This window comes from Microbacterium sp. cx-59 (assembly GCF_020805625.1).
In the GTDB taxonomy this organism is placed as follows: Bacteria; Actinomycetota; Actinomycetes; order Actinomycetales; family Microbacteriaceae; genus Microbacterium.
In genome coordinates this window covers 145,009-160,713 of record NZ_JAJHGO010000003.1, presented here as the reverse complement: position 1 = coordinate 160,713, position 15,705 = coordinate 145,009, and the positions used below count along the sequence as shown (strand labels likewise).

General features: G+C 68.7%; 15 protein-coding genes. 4 read left to right on the top strand and 11 right to left on the bottom strand.

Annotated elements, in window-relative coordinates:
• Positions 1-39: 39 nt before the first annotated feature.
• The 3 genes from LMI96_RS03190 to dut are packed head-to-tail and all read right to left on the bottom strand — an operon-like array spanning position 40 to position 1,846.
• A complete protein-coding gene (locus LMI96_RS03190; protein WP_228360451.1) occupies positions 40-801 on the bottom strand; it encodes a DUF3159 domain-containing protein in 762 nt (253 codons plus the stop codon).
• Positions 798-1,397 (bottom strand): DUF3710 domain-containing protein, encoded by a 600-nt coding sequence (locus LMI96_RS03185; protein ID WP_223721164.1) that lies wholly within the window; start codon positions 1,395-1,397, stop codon positions 798-800. The genes LMI96_RS03190 and LMI96_RS03185 overlap by 4 nt, the downstream gene beginning before the upstream one ends.
• A complete protein-coding gene (gene dut, locus LMI96_RS03180; protein WP_228360450.1) occupies positions 1,394-1,846 on the bottom strand; it encodes a dUTP diphosphatase in 453 nt (150 codons plus the stop codon). Before dut ends, LMI96_RS03185 begins: the two co-directional genes overlap by 4 nt.
• A 12-nt stretch (positions 1,847-1,858) precedes the next feature.
• Here dut and LMI96_RS03175 point away from each other — a divergent pair, with 12 nt between their 5' ends.
• Positions 1,859-2,356, top strand: a complete 498-nt coding sequence (locus tag LMI96_RS03175) for a DUF3093 domain-containing protein (protein WP_228360449.1) — start codon at positions 1,859-1,861, stop codon at positions 2,354-2,356.
• Here the strand turns inward: LMI96_RS03175 and LMI96_RS03170 are convergent.
• Entirely contained in the window at positions 2,329-2,622 is a 294-nt protein-coding gene (locus LMI96_RS03170) for a DUF4193 domain-containing protein (protein WP_223721162.1), read from the bottom strand. The genes LMI96_RS03175 and LMI96_RS03170 overlap by 28 nt on opposite strands.
• A 210-nt stretch (positions 2,623-2,832) precedes the next feature.
• On the opposite strand from LMI96_RS03170, the gene sepH reads away from it, so the two are divergent.
• Positions 2,833-3,846, top strand: a complete 1,014-nt coding sequence (sepH, locus tag LMI96_RS03165) for a septation protein SepH (protein ID WP_228360448.1) — start codon at positions 2,833-2,835, stop codon at positions 3,844-3,846.
• 17 nt (positions 3,847-3,863) lie between these two features.
• Here the strand turns inward: sepH and LMI96_RS03160 are convergent, their stop codons facing one another.
• Positions 3,864-4,979, bottom strand: a complete 1,116-nt coding sequence (locus LMI96_RS03160) for an alkaline phosphatase family protein (RefSeq protein WP_228360447.1) — start codon at positions 4,977-4,979, stop codon at positions 3,864-3,866.
• A gap of 60 nt (positions 4,980-5,039) precedes the next feature.
• Here LMI96_RS03160 and LMI96_RS03155 point away from each other — a divergent pair, with 60 nt between their 5' ends.
• Complete coding sequence (locus LMI96_RS03155; protein WP_228360446.1) at positions 5,040-7,505, top strand: DNA topoisomerase (ATP-hydrolyzing) subunit A; 2,466 nt, start codon at positions 5,040-5,042, stop codon at positions 7,503-7,505.
• Positions 7,506-7,958: 453 nt separating this feature from the next.
• On the opposite strand, the gene LMI96_RS03150 is transcribed toward LMI96_RS03155, so the two are convergent.
• Positions 7,959-10,037, bottom strand: coding sequence for a type IIA DNA topoisomerase subunit B (locus tag LMI96_RS03150; protein WP_228360445.1), 2,079 nt, complete (start codon positions 10,035-10,037; stop codon positions 7,959-7,961).
• A 167-nt stretch (positions 10,038-10,204) separates the two neighbouring features.
• On the opposite strand from LMI96_RS03150, the gene LMI96_RS03145 reads away from it, so the two are divergent.
• Positions 10,205-10,429: a hypothetical protein gene (locus LMI96_RS03145; RefSeq protein WP_223721157.1), complete on the top strand. Its 225-nt coding sequence runs from the start codon at positions 10,205-10,207 to the stop codon at positions 10,427-10,429.
• A gap of 7 nt (positions 10,430-10,436) precedes the next feature.
• Here LMI96_RS03145 and LMI96_RS03140 read toward each other — a convergent pair whose 3' ends face one another.
• From LMI96_RS03140 to LMI96_RS03120, 5 genes are read right to left on the bottom strand one after another with little or no spacing between them, the layout of a single operon-like run.
• Complete coding sequence (locus tag LMI96_RS03140; RefSeq protein ID WP_228360444.1) at positions 10,437-11,471, bottom strand: alanine racemase; 1,035 nt, start codon at positions 11,469-11,471, stop codon at positions 10,437-10,439.
• Positions 11,468-12,139 (bottom strand): alanine racemase C-terminal domain-containing protein, encoded by a 672-nt coding sequence (locus LMI96_RS03135; RefSeq protein WP_228360443.1) that lies wholly within the window; start codon positions 12,137-12,139, stop codon positions 11,468-11,470. The genes LMI96_RS03140 and LMI96_RS03135 overlap by 4 nt, the downstream gene beginning before the upstream one ends.
• A 7-nt stretch (positions 12,140-12,146) precedes the next feature.
• The gene (locus LMI96_RS03130; protein ID WP_228360442.1) at positions 12,147-12,902 is read right to left on the bottom strand and encodes a glutamine amidotransferase; all 756 of its coding nucleotides are present in this window, start codon (positions 12,900-12,902) and stop codon (positions 12,147-12,149) included.
• On the bottom strand, positions 12,899-14,194 hold the full coding sequence (locus LMI96_RS03125; RefSeq protein WP_228360441.1) for a MurT ligase domain-containing protein: 1,296 nt from the start codon (positions 14,192-14,194) through the stop codon (positions 12,899-12,901). The genes LMI96_RS03130 and LMI96_RS03125 overlap by 4 nt, the downstream gene beginning before the upstream one ends.
• 7 nt (positions 14,195-14,201) lie before the next feature.
• On the bottom strand, positions 14,202-15,587 hold the full coding sequence (locus LMI96_RS03120; protein ID WP_228360440.1) for an RNA polymerase sigma factor: 1,386 nt from the start codon (positions 15,585-15,587) through the stop codon (positions 14,202-14,204).
• Positions 15,588-15,705 lie beyond the last annotated feature (118 nt).

Genomic DNA, 15,705 nt, shown 5'->3' with positions numbered 1-15,705 from the left:
GGTAGCCCGAATATTTATCTTGACGTCAAGATAAATATATCACCGAGGAGCGTCCGCGGCGTCCGCATCCGGCGTCGCCGCGCGGCGCACGTACAGGGCGCGGGCGGTCAGCCAGGTCACCGCGACGAGCGGGGCGAACAGAGGCAATCCCATCGCGATCTTCAGCGTGCCGAGGAGGGCGACGGCGCTCTCGCGGTTCGCCGGATCGAGAGAACTCAGGTAGATCGGCAGCTGCACGCCCAGGCGCACGGCGAAGAGCGCCGCCCACGCCATGGTCAGCCAGAAGAACGCGCGACGCTTACGGCGATCGCGGCGCCACGCCACACCCTCGCCCATCAGGTACCCCGCGACGAGACCGATGAGCGGCCACCCGATCAGCGCGGAGACCAGCATCGCCGTGCCGTAGGCCGCGTTGGTGAGCAGTCCCGGCACGAAGTTGTCAGACGGGTTGCCCGTCAGGAGCGACAGCACGGCGGCGATCGCGGCGGCGATCAGGCCGCCGAGCGCGGCCGCCGGCGGAGACTTCTGGGCGAATCGGACGACCGTGAACACGGCAGCGATCCCGACCGACGCGATGAGCGAGACGACCAGGTCGCGCGAGACCGTGTACGCCACGACGAAGATGAGGCTCGGCAGCACCGACTCGACGACGCCGCGCCATCCGCCCATCGCCTTCCACACCACGTGACCCGTGGTGGCGGACGAAGACGGATCGAGTCCTGCGCGACGTGCTGCCGTGCCGAGGGCCTCCCCGATCAGCTCGGATGCCTTCGGCTCGCGCGGGTCGGCGCCCTCGCTCACGCGCTGCCCGGTGTCGCGGGCATCTTGAGCGGAATCAGATCGCGGGGCGGCATGGGCGACGTGCCGCGAACCACCACGAGCGACCGGAAGAGATCTTCGACCTGGGCGGCAGCCTCGACGTCGGACGTCGCCGCTCCGCCGATCACACCACGCAAGAACCAGCGCGGCCCATCGACACCGACGAATCGCGCGAGCCGCTTGCCAGCGGAGCCACCGTCACCGCCGACGACGACCGGCACCTCGGCCAGGAGCTCCGGCCCGAGCGGGCCCTCGCGCTCTTCGACGCGACCGCCCTGCTGGCGCACCTGCTGGCGGATCTGCTCCCGCGTCTCCTCCCACAGGCCCGTCGAGCGCGGGGCCGCGAACGCCTGCACCTGGAGCGTGGAGTCCACGTAGTCGAGCCCGACCGCGACGATGCGCTTCGTCTGCTCCTCGACCTCGAGGCGGAGGTTGAGGCCTTCGCGCGGAAGAACCTTCACCGCGCCGAGGTCGATGTACGGACGCACCGGGTTCACCTCCGACTCATCGAAGGGGCCGGCGACGGCGCGATCGGCGGGTGCGGTCTTATCGAGCGGTTCCAGTGACGCGTCAGTCATCGAGGACTCCTCTGAGTGTCGTAACCCGTGGAACCGAAACCGCCGGAACCTCGGATGCTGTCCGGCAACTCTTCGACGGGAACGAAGTGCACCGGCGGAACGGTCATGATGATGAGCTGCGCGATCCGGTCGCCGACGGCCACCTCGTAGGCCGTATCGCGGTCGGTGTTCAGCAGCGTCACCTTGATCTCGCCACGGTAGCCCGCATCCACCGTTCCGGGGGCGTTCAGCACCGTGATGCCGTGTTTCGCGGCGAGTCCACTGCGCGGAACGACGAAAGCGACGTAGCCGTCGGGGAGTGCGATTCGCACGCCGGTTCCGATCAGAGCACGCGCGCCCGGCTCGAGCGTGACCGCCTCCGTGGCGACCAGATCGGCGCCGGCGTCACCGGGGTGCGCGTACGCGGGGACGACCGACGCGATAATGGGTACGTTCACGCTTTCGGCCACCCAACGAGGGTAATGCAGATCATGCACGTCAACACCCGCTCCCCCGCCCCCGTCTACCGCGAAAAGCTCAGCCCCTCGCTCTGGACGCTCGTCGCCGCCGCGCTCGGCGCGCCGATGATCGCGCTCGCGCTCAGCCCGGTCGATCTGACCCTGGCCTTGATCGGCGGAGTCGCCGTCTCTGCCGTGATCATCGCGCTGCTGATCTGGCTCTCGCCATCCGTCTCCGTCGCGGACGGTGAGCTGCGCGCGGGACGCGCGCACATCGACGTCGCGTTGCTGGGGGATGCGGAAGCGCTCGCGGGCGAAGAGGCCCGCACCGCGCGCGGTCGCGAGTTCGACCCGCGGTCGTGGACGCTCGTTCGCGGCGGCATCGATGGAGCGGTGCGCATCGCCGTGCTCGACGCAAACGATCCGGCGCCCTTCTGGATCATCTCCAGCCGGACTCCGGATCGTCTCGCAGCAGCGCTGCGTCGCGCGCAGTCTTACGCTGCGCACTCCATGCAGATGTAACCGCCGGACTCTTCGTGGTCCACCTGGGATCGGTGCTTCACGAGGAAGCAGTTGACACAGGTGAATTCGTCTTCCTGGGCGGGCAGAACCACGACGTCGAGGTCGAGGTCGGAGAGGTCTGCGCCGGGAAGTTCGAAGCCGGACGGGTTGTCAGCATCCTCGACATCGACCGAACCGGACATCTTGTCCGGCACGCGCTCCTTGAGCGCTTCGATGGACTCGCTGTCGTCCTCGGTCTTGCGGGGGGCGTCGTAATCCGTAGCCATGCTTCCGTGTCTCTTGATCGATGTGGAGCGTCCGCCATCGCGGCGGGCGGCCATAGTTTGCATGACGGCTGACCATTAAGCAAATGCGTCGCGGTGCCGTCGGGTGATTGTGTACGCCGAGGAAACTCGCGCCACGCGCACGATATTCCCGGTGTCGCCTGCTCGCTGTGACACCATGGCCCCACACGGCAGATCGGAGGCGTGTGACCTATGGAACAGCTCAGAGTGATCGGCACCGAGGACGGCGTACTCGTCGTCTCATCCGAATCCGGCCAGCGGTATTCCCTCGTCGTGGACGACGTGCTGCGCGCGGAGCTCCGCCGCGCACGCAAGGAGCGCGAAGAACCCGCGCGCGGCCCCCGGCCGAGCCCGCGTGAGATCCAGGCGCAGATCCGCGCGGGGCTTTCCGCACGCGAGGTCGCCGAGGTACTCGGCACGACGCTCGAAGACGTCGTGCGGTTCGAGCCTCCCGTTCTCGCCGAGCGCGAGTTCATCGTCGGCCAGGCCCTCTCGGTCCCGGTGCTGCTCGGAGCGGATTTCGGTGACGACGCACCCACGACCTTCGGCGATGCCGTCCGCGCCAAGCTCGCGGAGGCCGGCGCGACCGCCGAGCGCTGGTCGAGCTGGAAAGAAGCATCCGGTTGGATCGTGAAGCTGCTCTTCGTCGCCGGCGAGGTCGAGCGCGATGCGCGCTGGGGTTTCGATCCGCGCCGCAGCTCGCTGTCTCCGCTGAACACGGACGCCACCCAGCTCTCCCGACAGGGATCGCTTCCGGAGGGACTCATCCCGAGGCTTCGTGCGCTCGACACATCGGGGATCAAGGACGAGTCGCGGTTCGACAGCGGCGCCTTCGGTCCCCGGCACGACGCCGAGCAGAATCACGCCTCGCCGCCGCCGTCGAGTGCGGCGGTACAGGATGCCGCCATCAAGCGCGCGCCGGACGCGCCCGTCACGTCGGCGGAGACCGCCGACCTCCTCGAGGCGCTTCGTCGCCGGCGCGGCCAGCGCACGTCGGCACCCGTCGGAGAGACGGAAGGCTCCCGTTCGCCGGCTCCGGTCGCATTGTTCGACGCCCTCGAGCCGGGCTACGACTCGTCCCCCGCCGCAGAACCGACCCCGACCCAGGCCGAACCGTCCGGAAGCGACGCCCAACGTCGCAAGGGTCGTACGTCGATGCCGTCGTGGGATGAGATCGTCTTCGGAGCTCGTACAGACGAGAACTGAGCTCGGCTCGCCGTCCGTCAGATCCCGAAGGCGCCGAGACGCAGGAGCGGCACGATCCGCTCGTCCGCGGTGAGCGAGCCGTGCTGGCCCACCATCCGCTGTCCGGAGGTGTCAGCGAGTCTGCCGTCGTAGTACGCGATCTCCGCTCGCGCGGCCACCAGGACGTCGCCGATACGCAGGCGCACGTCGTCGGCGACCGTCGCCCCGAACAGTCCGGCAGCGATCGCTTCGTCACGCGTCATGACCCACGAGCGGCCATCCTCGCCACGCCACGCCTCGCGGACGGATGCGGCGGCACCGTCTTCGGCGTAGATGTGCAGCATCCGGGGTTCTCCGCCGAGTGCGCGGACGCCGTCGAGCCGCGCGTCGCCGTGCCCGACGATGACGTGCCGGTGGGACGGGACATCGACCATGCCGTGGTCGGCGGTGAGGAGAACGCCCACGTCGGGACCGACCGCGCCGTGCAGCCGCCGCGCAGCCGCATCGACCGACTCGAGCACCGACCGCCACGCATCCGAGTCCATCCCGTAGCGGTGGCCGGCGGAGTCCAGTTCGGGCACGTAGAGATAGATCGCCGCTCCGGGGTGAATGCGCGCGAGGTGCGCCGCCGCATCGATCCGCGCGTCGAGATCCCGCTCGCCGATGAAGCGCGCTCCGCGCGTGGTGGCGGTCGTGAACCCGGTGTGCGCGTACTCGGGCTTCGAAACGACGAACCGGTTCGGCGCGTCCAGCAACGACGGGGACCGCTGCCAGGTTGCGGCATCGAGCTGGCCCGGCCCCCAGTCGGTCAGCTGATTCCACACCCGGTCCGTCGCCGGCACACGGGCCCGGTATCCCACGATCCCGTGCGCGCCGACGTCGGTGCCGGTCAGGAGGCTCGTCAGTGCGGCCGCGGTCGTACTCGGGAACACCGTCGTCGCCACGCTCTTCTTCGTGCTGCGAGACGCGAGGAAGCGGGCATATCCGCCGTGGGCGGCCAGCGCGTGCGATCCGAGGCCATCGACGACCATGACCACGGCGCTCCGGACGGGCGGCAGAGTCGGTGACACTCCGTCGATGGCGGCAAGGACGTCCGTCAGAACCGCGGTGAGGCTCCGGGCGTGGGACGGGTCCGCCGGTAGGCTGAGGGGCATCGGGGCCAGTCTCGCACACCCGCGCACACGCCCCTCATCGCTACCCGAGGTTCGAACGTCATGCCTTCTTCCGGATCCCCGTCCATCCCCGCAGATCACGGACGCATCGAAGACATCGACGTCGCCGCCGAGATGCAGGGTTCGTTCCTCGAGTACGCCTATTCCGTCATCTACTCCCGCGCCCTCCCCGATGCGCGAGACGGTCTGAAGCCGGTGCAGCGCCGCATCCTGTATCAGATGGCCGACATGGGCCTGCGTCCCGACCGCGGACACGTGAAGAGCGCGCGCGTTGTCGGCGAGGTGATGGGAAAGCTGCATCCGCACGGCGACGCGCCCATCTACGACGCCCTCGTGCGCCTGGCCCAGCCGTTCTCGCTTCGCGTGCCGCTCGTCGACGGGCACGGCAACTTCGGATCCCTCGACGACGGTCCGGCTGCTCCGCGATACACCGAGGCCCGGCTCGCTCCGGCAGCGCTCGCGCTCACCGAGAACCTCGACGAGGACGTCGTCGACTTCATCCCCAACTACGACGGGCAGTTCCAGCAGCCCGAGGTGCTCCCCGCCGCGTACCCGAACCTCCTGGTCAACGGCGCCGCCGGAATCGCCGTCGGCATGGCGACGAACATGGCGCCGCACAACCTCGTCGAGGTCGTCGCGGCCGCCGTGCACCTGTTGCGCCACCCCGACGCCACTCTCGAGCAGCTGATGGAGTTCGTGCCCGGACCTGACCTGCCCTCGGGCGGCATCATCGTCGGTCTCGACGGCATCAAGGATGCGTACACGAACGGCCGTGGCTCGTTCCGGACGCGCGCCAAGGTCAGCATCGAGCAGCTCGGGCCGCGCAAGTCCGGTCTCATCGTGACCGAGCTGCCGTACCTCGTCGGTCCCGAACGCGTGATCGAGAAGATCAAGGATGCGGTCAACGCGAAGAAGCTCACGGGCATCTCCGACGTCACCGACCTGACCGATCGGCGGAACGGTCTGCGCCTCGTGATCGGCATCAAAACCGGCTTCGATCCGCAGGCCGTGCTCGACCAGCTCTACCGGTTGACGCCGCTCGAGGACTCCTTCGGCATCAACAACGTCGCGCTGGTCGACGGTCAGCCGCAGACTCTCGGTCTCCGCGAGCTTCTGCGGGTGTACCTCGACCACCGCCTGCGCGTCGTGACGCGGCGCAGCGAGTATCGCCTCGCCCGAAAGGTCGAGCGTCTGCACCTGGTCGAAGGTCTGCTCATCGCGATCCTCGATATCGACGAAGTCATCCAGGTGATCCGGTCGTCCGACGACTCGGAAGAGGCCCGCGCACGGCTGATGGACGTCTTCGACCTGACGCACATCCAGGCCGAGTACATCCTCGAGCTGAGACTGCGGCGGCTCACGAAGTTCTCGCGCGTGGAACTTGAGGCCGAGCAGGACGCGTTGAAGGCCGATATCGCCGCCCTCCGCGAGCTGCTGGGCGATGACGCGCTCCTGCGTGCGCAGGTAGCGCGCGAGCTGGAGACCGCATCCGATACGTACGGCACTCCGCGGCGCACACTGCTGCTCAACGGCGGACCGGTCACCGCCCGAGCATCGGCACGCGCCGCAACCGCGGCCGATCTGCAGCTCGCCGACCTTCCGTGCCGCGTCTTCCTGTCGGCGACGGGTCGGATGGTGCGCGCGGAACTCGTGGCGGATGTGCCCGGCGGCGGCATCGTGGCGCCGACGCGGCGGTCGAAGCACGATGCCGTGCGTTCCTGGGTGGACGCCACGGTTCGCGGGGACGTCGGTGCGGTGACATCGGCCGGGCGCCTCATCCGCTTCTCCCCCGTCGATCTGCCCTCCGTGCCGGCGAACTCCGTCGCGCTAGCGGCGGGTACCCGCGCAGACACCTACCTGGGGCTCACCGGATCCGAGCACGTCGTCGCCGTCGTACCGCTCACGGCGGAACCCGTGATCGCCCTCGGCACCGCGCAGGGAGTCGTCAAGCGGGTCGCAGCGAGCGAACTGCCCCCCGGCAAGCACGATGTCGAGATCATCGCCTTGAAGCCCGGCGATCGGGTCGTGGGGGCGGCACCGGCACCGGATGGTGCCGAGCTGGTGTTCGTCGCCTCCGATGCGCAGTTGTTGCGTTTCGATTCCACGAGTGTGCGTCCGCAGGGACGCGCGGCGGGCGGCATGGCGGGGATCCGACTCGGCGATGGTGCGCGAGTGGTCGCCTTCGACGTCGTGACCGCGGACCCGGCGGAGGTCGTCGTCGTGACGCTGGCGGGCTCGGCGCAGGCGCTGCCGGGAACGGACGCGGGATCCGCGAAGGTCTCGGCCTTCACCGAGTTCCCCCCGAAGGGACGCGCGACCGGTGGCGTGCGTGCGCAGCGGTTCCTCCGAGGGGAAGACGAGCTGACCCTCGCGTGGGTCGGTGCCGGGCCGCGCGCGGTCGGCGCCGACGGTTCGGTCCGTGCGCTTCCGGATGCGGGCGCGAAGCGGGACGCCTCGGGTCAACCCCTCGACGCCGTGATCGCGGCCGTCGGCTCCGCCGTCGCCTGATCGCGAGCGCGACACGGGCTCGAAAGACCCGCTCACGTGTCGCAATCCGCCGGCGCCCCGCGCACATCGCGCCACGTGAGCACCAAGCGTGAGCGCGACACGGGGTAGAAAGACCCGCTCACGTGACGCAATCGGTCGGCACACCCCGCAGATCGCGCCACGTGAGCACCAAGCGTGAGCGCGACACGGACGCGGGAGACTCACTCACGTGTCGCAATCCGCCGGCGCCCCGCGCAGATTGCGCCACGTGAGCCCCGGGTCGAGGACCCGCGCGAGGTTCGAGCGCGCGGTTCGAGCGCGCGGGCGAGGGCGACGGAACGGGAACGCGAAGGAACGGGAACGCGAGAGGGAAGGAACGGGAACGCGAGAGGGAAGGAACGGGAACGCGAGGGCGGCGGCGCGACGAACGGCCCGACGATGCCGGCGGCCCGTTAAGCCCTCCCGGGGCCGTGCTCAGGCGTCGATGCGTTCGCGCCCGAGACGGTCACTCGAGGTCACGATGAAGTCGCGGCGCGGCGCGACCTCGTTGCCCATCAATAGCTCGAACACGGATGACGCGGCTTCCGCATCCGTCACCCGCACGCGTCGCAGCATGCGTCCGGCGCGATCCATCGTCGTCACCGCGAGCTGATCGGCATCCATCTCGCCGAGACCCTTGTATCGCTGCACCGGCTCCTGCCAGCGCTTGCCCGACTTCGTGAGGCGCGCGAGCAGGGTGTGGAGCTCTTGCTCGCTGTACGTGTAGATCGTCTCGTTGGGCTTGGTGCCCGGGTTCATCACGACGACCCGGTGCAGCGGCGGAACGGCCGCATAGACGTGACCCGCCTCGATCAGCGGGCGCATGTACCGGAAGAACAGCGTCAACAGAAGGGTACGGATGTGGGCGCCGTCGACATCCGCGTCGCTCATCAGAATGACTTTTCCGTAGCGCGCAGCGTCGAGTTCGAACGACCGACCCGACCCGGCACCGATCGACTGGATGATCGCGGCGCACTCCGTGTTGGAGAGCATGTCGCTCACGGAAGACTTCTGCACATTCAGGATCTTGCCTCGAATGGGCAGTAGCGCTTGGTACTCGCTGTTGCGTGCGTGCTTGGCCGTGCCGAGCGCTGAGTCACCCTCGACGATGAAGAGCTCCGTGTCGGCGATGTCGGTCGAACGGCAGTCGACGAGCTTCACCGGAAGGGAGGAGGACTCCAGCGCGTTCTTGCGCCGCTGCGTCTCTTTGTGCGTGCGCGCTGAGATGCGCGCCTTCATCTCGGACACGACCTTCTCGAGCAACTGCGACGTCTGCGCCTTGTCGTCGCGCTTCGGCGACGCGAACCGCGCCGTGAGCTCCTTCGTGATGACGGAGTTCACGATCTGGCGAACCGCGGGCGTGCCGAGGATCTCTTTCGTCTGCCCCTCGAACTGCGGCTCCGGCAACCGCACGTTGAGCACCGCGGTCAGCCCGGCGAGGATGTCGTCCTTCTCGATCTTGTCGTTGCCCACCTTCAGGCGGCGCGCGTTCTGCTCGATCTGGGTGCGCAGCACCTTCATCAGGCCCTGCTCGAAGCCCTGCTGGTGCGTGCCGCCCTTCGGCGTCGCGATGATGTTCACGAAGGATCGCATCGTGGTGTCGTACCCCGTGCCCCAGCGGAGCGCGACATCCACCTCGCACTCGCGCTGCACCTCGGTCGCCACCATGGCGCCGGTCGCTTGGAGCACGGGCACCGTCTCCGTGAAGGTACCCGTGCCGGTGAGCCGCCAGGTGTCGGTGACGGCCGCATCCGGTGCGAGGAACTCGGCGAACTCGGAGATGCCACCGTCGTAGCGGTAGACGAGTTCTTTGTGCTCGGCCGCGCGCTCGTCGCGGATCACGATCTCGAGCCCCGGAACGAGGAACGCGGTCTGACGTGCGCGCTGCTCGAGTTCGTCGAGGTGGAACGCCGCGTCCTTCGTGAAGATCTGGGAGTCGGCCCAGTACCGGATGCGGGTACCGGTCACGCTCTTCGCGGTCTTGCCGACGACCCGCAGCTCGCTCTTGTCGCGGAAGGGACGGAACGGGGCGTCCGCACGGGCGCCCTTTTCGTCGGCGAAGAGCCCCGGCTCGCCGTGCCGGAACGACATCGCCCACGTCTTGCCGCCGCGGTCGACCTCGACGTCGAGCCGCTCGGACAGCGCGTTCACGACCGAGGCGCCGACACCGTGCAGACCGCCGGATGCGGCGTACGAACCGCCGCCGAACTTTCCTCCCGCGTGAAGCTTCGTGAACACGACCTCCACGCCACTCAGGCCCGTACGGGGCTCGACGTCGACGGGGATGCCCCGGGCCCGGTCGCGGACCTCCACGCTGCCATCGGCGTGCAGGACGATATCGATGCGCGAACCGTGCCCGCCGAGTGCCTCATCGACGGAGTTGTCGATGATCTCCCATAGGCAGTGCATCAGCCCCCGCGAGTCCGTGGAGCCGATGTACATGCCCGGGCGCTTGCGTACCGCCTCCAGTCCTTCGAGGACCTGCAGATGATGGGCGGAGTACTCGGCTGTCACAAAGGACAAGGCTATCCGCGGCCTCCGACACAACCGTGCACAGACACGGAAGACCGGGGCCGGCGTACGCGCTGAGCGAAACACCCCGACGCGGGGGCATGCACCCCGGAAGCGCGTGGTTGTATGTCATGACTCGCACCCCGCACGACGCACCGAGGAGGTCCCCGATGAACACCATGTCGTCACCCACCGAAGAGACCGCCGTCCTCGAGTACCGCCTCACCGCAGCTGACCGCTGCGATTCGTGCGGCGCCCAGGCCTACATCGCCGCCGAGGTCAACGGCAGCGAGCTTCTCTTCTGCGCGCACCACGGGCGCAAGTACGAAGAGAAGCTCCGCAGCGTTGCCACCTCGTGGCACGACGAGACCGCGCGTCTCGTCGACGCCAACTGATCTTCGATCAGAGGTAGCGCCGCTCCACGAGCGGCGATAGACGAAGGGCGATCTCCTCGCCGATCGATCCGATGGTTTCGGCCAGGTCGGTCGGTGAGGAGGCGCCCTCTCCGTATATCCGGACCACGTCGCCGGGCTGTGCCTCGCCCCACGGCTCTACCGTGCTGGTGAGGTCGCCGATACCGGTCATGCGGCGGGCGCCGGCGGGAGTGCGAACCGGGAATCTCCCGGCGAGCGACGAGGGCAGGCCGTCGGAAGAACCGATGTCGATGACGATCTCGTCGTCGTTCACTTCGATGACCGTGGCATCGAGCGCCGCCACCGGTACGAGCCCGAGTTCCGCCTCGTGGGGGCCACCCGCCGAACGGATGCCGAAGCAGAACGCCCCCACTCGCACGACGTCGTAGCGGAACTCCGGACGCGCGAACGATGCCGCGCTGGCCGACAGATGACGAACGGGGTGCGCGATTCCCGCCGCACGTGCCGTATCGAGCGCATCCTCGAAGAGTCGCCGCGCGGCGTCGTCCTCCGCATCCGATGCTTCCGCGATGTGGCTCCAGATCCCGGCGATCTCGATGATGCCCTCGTTCGCGCACTGCGCGGCGCGGCCGACGAACGTCGCCCAGTCCTCGGGTCGCACGCCGTTCCGGTGCAGCCCGGTATCGATCTTCAGATGCACGCGCGGAACGACGTCTGCCTCGCGTGCCGCGGAGACGACATCCTCCAGACCGAGTGCATCGCCGATCCCCAGGTCGAGGTGCGCCGCGATGCCCGCACGGGCGTCGGGAAGTCCGGAGACGCGCCACGCGAAGATCCGGGTGTCCGCGCCGACTCGGCGCCGCACACGCTCTCCTGACGCGACGTCGAACGCCCCGATCCATCGGACGCCGTGGGTGACGGCGGCCGTGACGATCTCATCGAGACCCAGACCGTAGGCATCGTCCTTCACGACCAGCATCAGCTCGGCCGGCGCAACGCGATCGCGGACCACCCGGAGATTTCGGGCGAAGGCATCGAGGTCAACGGTCAGGATCGCGGTCAACGAACGTACTCCCTGCGCGTGTGCAGGCCGACGCCCGCGACGATCTCGAGTGCCGTGAGACCGGACTCTGCCGCCCATCGATCGACCGCGGGTGCGCCGTCTTCCGGGTCGCCGAAGTACACGACGGACTGGCCGCGGGCAACGCGCGCGTCTCCGATGTCGATCACGCAGACGTCCATCGCGATCCGACCGATGATCGGATGCCGCGCATCGCCCACGCCCACGGCCACTCGGTTGCCGAGCGAGCGCGGGATTCCCTGCGCGTACCCGCCGGTGACGAGGGCGACCCGGGTGTCCTGGGGAGCGCGGAAGGCGTAGCCGTACGAGACGCCCTCGCCCGCCTTCAGATCTTTGACGGCGAGCACCGTCCCGCGCAGGCTGAGCGCGGGACGTGTGCCCGGCTGGAGGCCGAAGGCGACCGCGGGCGCGACATCGGGCAGCACGCCGGACGTCAGGATCCTCGGGTTGCTCAGAGCGTGACGCGCGAGGTCAGCGGGATCCGCCAACAGGAGCACGTCGGTGCTCTCGAGCAGGACGGCAGCGACGTCGGCGAGCCCATGCCCGCGTGCGTCGCGGCGCACGTCCACGACCGATCCGCCACTCGCTCGGACATTCGCGATGATCGCCGTCGCGAAGACGCGGGCGCGCGGGTCGGCATCCGTGGACACGCCGGCCTCAGAGCTGAATCGCGTTGAAACGCTTGTTCACGGCGAGTCGTTCGATCTCGGCGCGAGCGGCCTCCGCGTGCACATCGACGGCGCGGTGGGCGACACCCGACGCGTACTCGACGCCCTGTCGGGCGAAAGCCCGGGCCAGCAGCGCATCGGCCAGGGGCGGATTCAACGGAAGCGCCGGACCCTGCACGTTCGTGGCGTACAGGCCGCCGATCGCGATGGACTCGAACCCGTCGGCGAATCCCCCGTTGCCGGCGATCACCCTTCCGTACCGCACGGCGGGGTCCGCATCCGGCGCCAGCGTCCACTCGGACGCGTGATCCTCGAAGCCGACGAGTCGCCCGGTGACCGTCTCGGCCACCACGTACCCGACGCGACGCTGACGGGTGCGGGCGACCCGCGCCGGAAGCAGCCCCAGGCCCTCGATCGCCGTTCCATCGAGCAGATCGATTCCCGTACTCAGCAACTCGGCGCCGCCGCCGACAGCGAAGACCACGCCACCGGACGCGAGCTGCGCCGCCAGCCAATCACGTCGCCCGTGGAGGTCGTCGCCGACGACGCGGAGCGCCGAGAGCGGACCGTTTCCGATCACGACGATGTCGGCGGTGTCGGGCGCGGTCTCACCGCGACCGACCAGGACGACCTCGGTCTCGTGACCCGACAGCGCTGCGCGCGCCGCCAGCACCTCGACGTTGCCGCGGTCTCCGGTCACCCCGAGCAGGTCGGGGTACAGCTGGACGATTCGGATCGCGGTCATCGCCGTGCCACCTCCTGGTCGCCGTGTCCGAGGATGCGGCGGCCGATCATCATCAGCTCGTAGTTCACGAACCACACCTGGCGTCCGCCGGCGGTCGGCGCGAAGCCGCGCATGATCGCCGCGGCCTTCTCCATGTCGGGCTCGACCGTGCCGATCGGGATACCCGCATACGCGAGCCGTGTCGCAATCTGGTGGGCCTTCTCACCCGACACGACGTCGACGTGGTCGAGGCCGGTCAGATCGACGTCGTACAACCAGGAGACGTCGGGCGTGCCCTCGTCGATCGCCATCAGGAGACGTTCGGGAGCGCCGTCGAGCGCGTCGACGTTCAGCTGCAGGCTGGGGCCGTTCTTGAACATCACGAACTCGACCTGCTCGTCGCCCGTGCGACGAAGGGGCACCAGCTCGCCGCGCCCGTACGCGGGAGTCATACGCGCGAATCCTTGCGCCGCAGCCTCCGTGCGGAACTCGCCGCCGAGCACATGCCGCGCGACGCTGACCGCAGCCGCCGCATCGACGGCGTAGTGCAGGCCGCGAGCGGGCAGAGTGAGAGCGAACTGGTCGCCCTCCAGAGACAGGGTCACGGACCGGCCGTCAACGGAGACGACCTCGGACTCGGCCGCGCGCTCACGCGCCCCCGCCTCGCCGCTGCGCGTGTCGGTCGCGTTGACGAGGCCGTGCGCGGAGGCACCGACCACGTCACGCGACGCACCGAAGAACGAGACCGGAGCCTTCAACGTCGACTCGTCGATCTTGCTGAGGTAGGGATCGTCACGGTTGATCACGACCCGGACGTCTGCGCGTCGCGCTGCGTCGAGCATCATGTCGGCGACGCGCTCGGTCTCGTAGAACCGGTACAGCTGATCGACCTGGACGTTGAGCGCCACGATCACGCGCGGCGACAGGATGTCGGCGAGCTCTGCGGCGAATCCTTCATCGACCTCGAGGACCGCCACGTCGGCGCGCACGCGGCCGGTGAGCGTCGCGTCGGCCAGCAGAGCGCTCGTCACGCCCTGCGGCAGGTTCGCCCCGGTCGGGTTCGTGAAGACGCGCAGCCCGTGGGCGCGCAGGATCTCACTGACCATGTGCGTGGTGGTGGTCTTCCCGTTCGAGCCCAGCACGAACACCACGCCGTAACGGAACTGCCCGCCGAGCGAACTCAGCAGGTTCGGCGCCAAGCGATTCGCGAGGTGCCCGGGGAAGGCGGAGCCTCCCCCGCGCAAACGCGTCGCGAAGCGGGCGAGCTTGCCGGCGAGAACCGCCGGCACATAACGGATGCTGCTTCCCGTCACGCCCGGATCACTCCAGGTAGTCGCGCAGAGACTGCGAGCGGCTGGGGTGGCGGAGCTTGGCCATCGTCTTCGACTCGATCTGACGGATGCGCTCGCGCGTGACGCCGAACGTGTCGCCGATCTGGTCGAGAGTCTTCGGCTGGCCGTCGCCCAGGCCGAAACGCATCCGGATCACTCCGGCTTCGCGCTCCGAGAGCGAATCGAGGAGCGACTCGAGCTGGCGCTGCAGCATCGTGAACCCGACGGCGTCCGCCGGAACGACAGCCTCGGTGTCTTCGATGAGGTCGCCGAACTCGCTGTCGCCGTCTTCACCCAGCGGGGTGTGCAGCGAGATGGGCTCGCGGCCGTACTTCTGCACCTCGATGACCTTCTCGGGGGTCATGTCGAGTTCGCGGCTGAGCTCTTCCGGCGTGGGTTCGCGGCCCAGGTCCTGCAGCATCTGACGCTGCACGCGGGCGAGCTTGTTGATGACCTCGACCATGTGCACCGGGATGCGGATGGTGCGCGCCTGGTCGGCCATCGCGCGGGTGATCGCCTGACGGATCCACCACGTCGCGTACGTCGAGAACTTGAAGCCCTTGGTGTAGTCGAACTTCTCGACAGCACGGATGAGGCCGAGGTTGCCCTCCTGGATCAGGTCGAGGAACTGCATCCCGCGACCCGTGTAACGCTTCGCGAGAGAGACCACGAGGCGGAGGTTCGCGCCCAGAAGGTGGCTCTTCGCGCGCTGACCGTCGCGCGCGACCCACTGCAGGTCGAGACCGAGCTGCTTGGACTTCTCCGCCGCAGACATCTTCGAGAGCTTCTCTTCGGCGAACAGACCCGCCTCGATCCGCATCGCCAGCTCGACCTCTTCGGCAGCGTTGAGGAGCGGGACCTTACCGATCTGCTTCAGGTAGTCCTTGACCGGGTCGGCCGTCGCGCCGGTGATCTGCGCGGAGTAGACGGGAACGTCGTCCTCGTCGTTCGACGAGATGACGATCGCACCCGCGGGCAGGGGCTCGGCGACGGGCTTCGCGCCCTCTTCTTCCGAGTCGTCGTCGGAATCGGTCGGCTTCGCGACGACCGCGGCCGGCGCCTCGGGCGTCTCGTCGGCATCCGTCTCGTCGACCTCGGGTGCGGCCTCGTCGATCTCGACCTCGTCGTCGAATTCTTCCTCGTCCTCGCCCTTGGCGGCGGACTTCTTGGCGGGAGCCTTCTTCGCGGGCGCCTTCGCCGCTGCCTTGGCGGCGGGCTTCGCGGCCGTCTTGGCGGCGGGCTTCTTCGCGGGGGTCTTCTTTACCGGCGTCTTGGCCGCGGGCGCCGCGGCGACCTCCTCGGCGACGACGCCGTCGGACTCAGCCGTCGTGGCTGCCGTCCGCGAGCGGGTGTCGGTCTTCGTAACTGGAGTCACGGTTCGCCTTTCACCGCGGATCAGCACCACGGTCGGTCTCGGACACTAGTAAGACCCTTGTCAAGTCTCGAGGACGCCTAAACGTCCCCGATTGACAACGGGTCGGTCCTCTATTGTC

Coding starts and splice junctions, on each gene's coding strand:
- LMI96_RS03185 (WP_223721164.1), bottom strand. CDS start 1,397: ATGACTGACGCGTCACTGGAACCGCTCGATAAGACCGCACCCGCCGAT.
- LMI96_RS03175 (WP_228360449.1), top strand. CDS start 1,859: ATGCAGATCATGCACGTCAACACCCGCTCCCCCGCCCCCGTCTACCGC.
- LMI96_RS03170 (WP_223721162.1), bottom strand. CDS start 2,622: ATGGCTACGGATTACGACGCCCCCCGCAAGACCGAGGACGACAGCGAG.
- sepH (WP_228360448.1), top strand. CDS start 2,833: ATGGAACAGCTCAGAGTGATCGGCACCGAGGACGGCGTACTCGTCGTC.
- LMI96_RS03160 (WP_228360447.1), bottom strand. CDS start 4,979: ATGCCCCTCAGCCTACCGGCGGACCCGTCCCACGCCCGGAGCCTCACC.
- LMI96_RS03155 (WP_228360446.1), top strand. CDS start 5,040: ATGCCTTCTTCCGGATCCCCGTCCATCCCCGCAGATCACGGACGCATC.
- LMI96_RS03145 (WP_223721157.1), top strand. CDS start 10,205: ATGAACACCATGTCGTCACCCACCGAAGAGACCGCCGTCCTCGAGTAC.
- LMI96_RS03130 (WP_228360442.1), bottom strand. CDS start 12,902: ATGACCGCGATCCGAATCGTCCAGCTGTACCCCGACCTGCTCGGGGTG.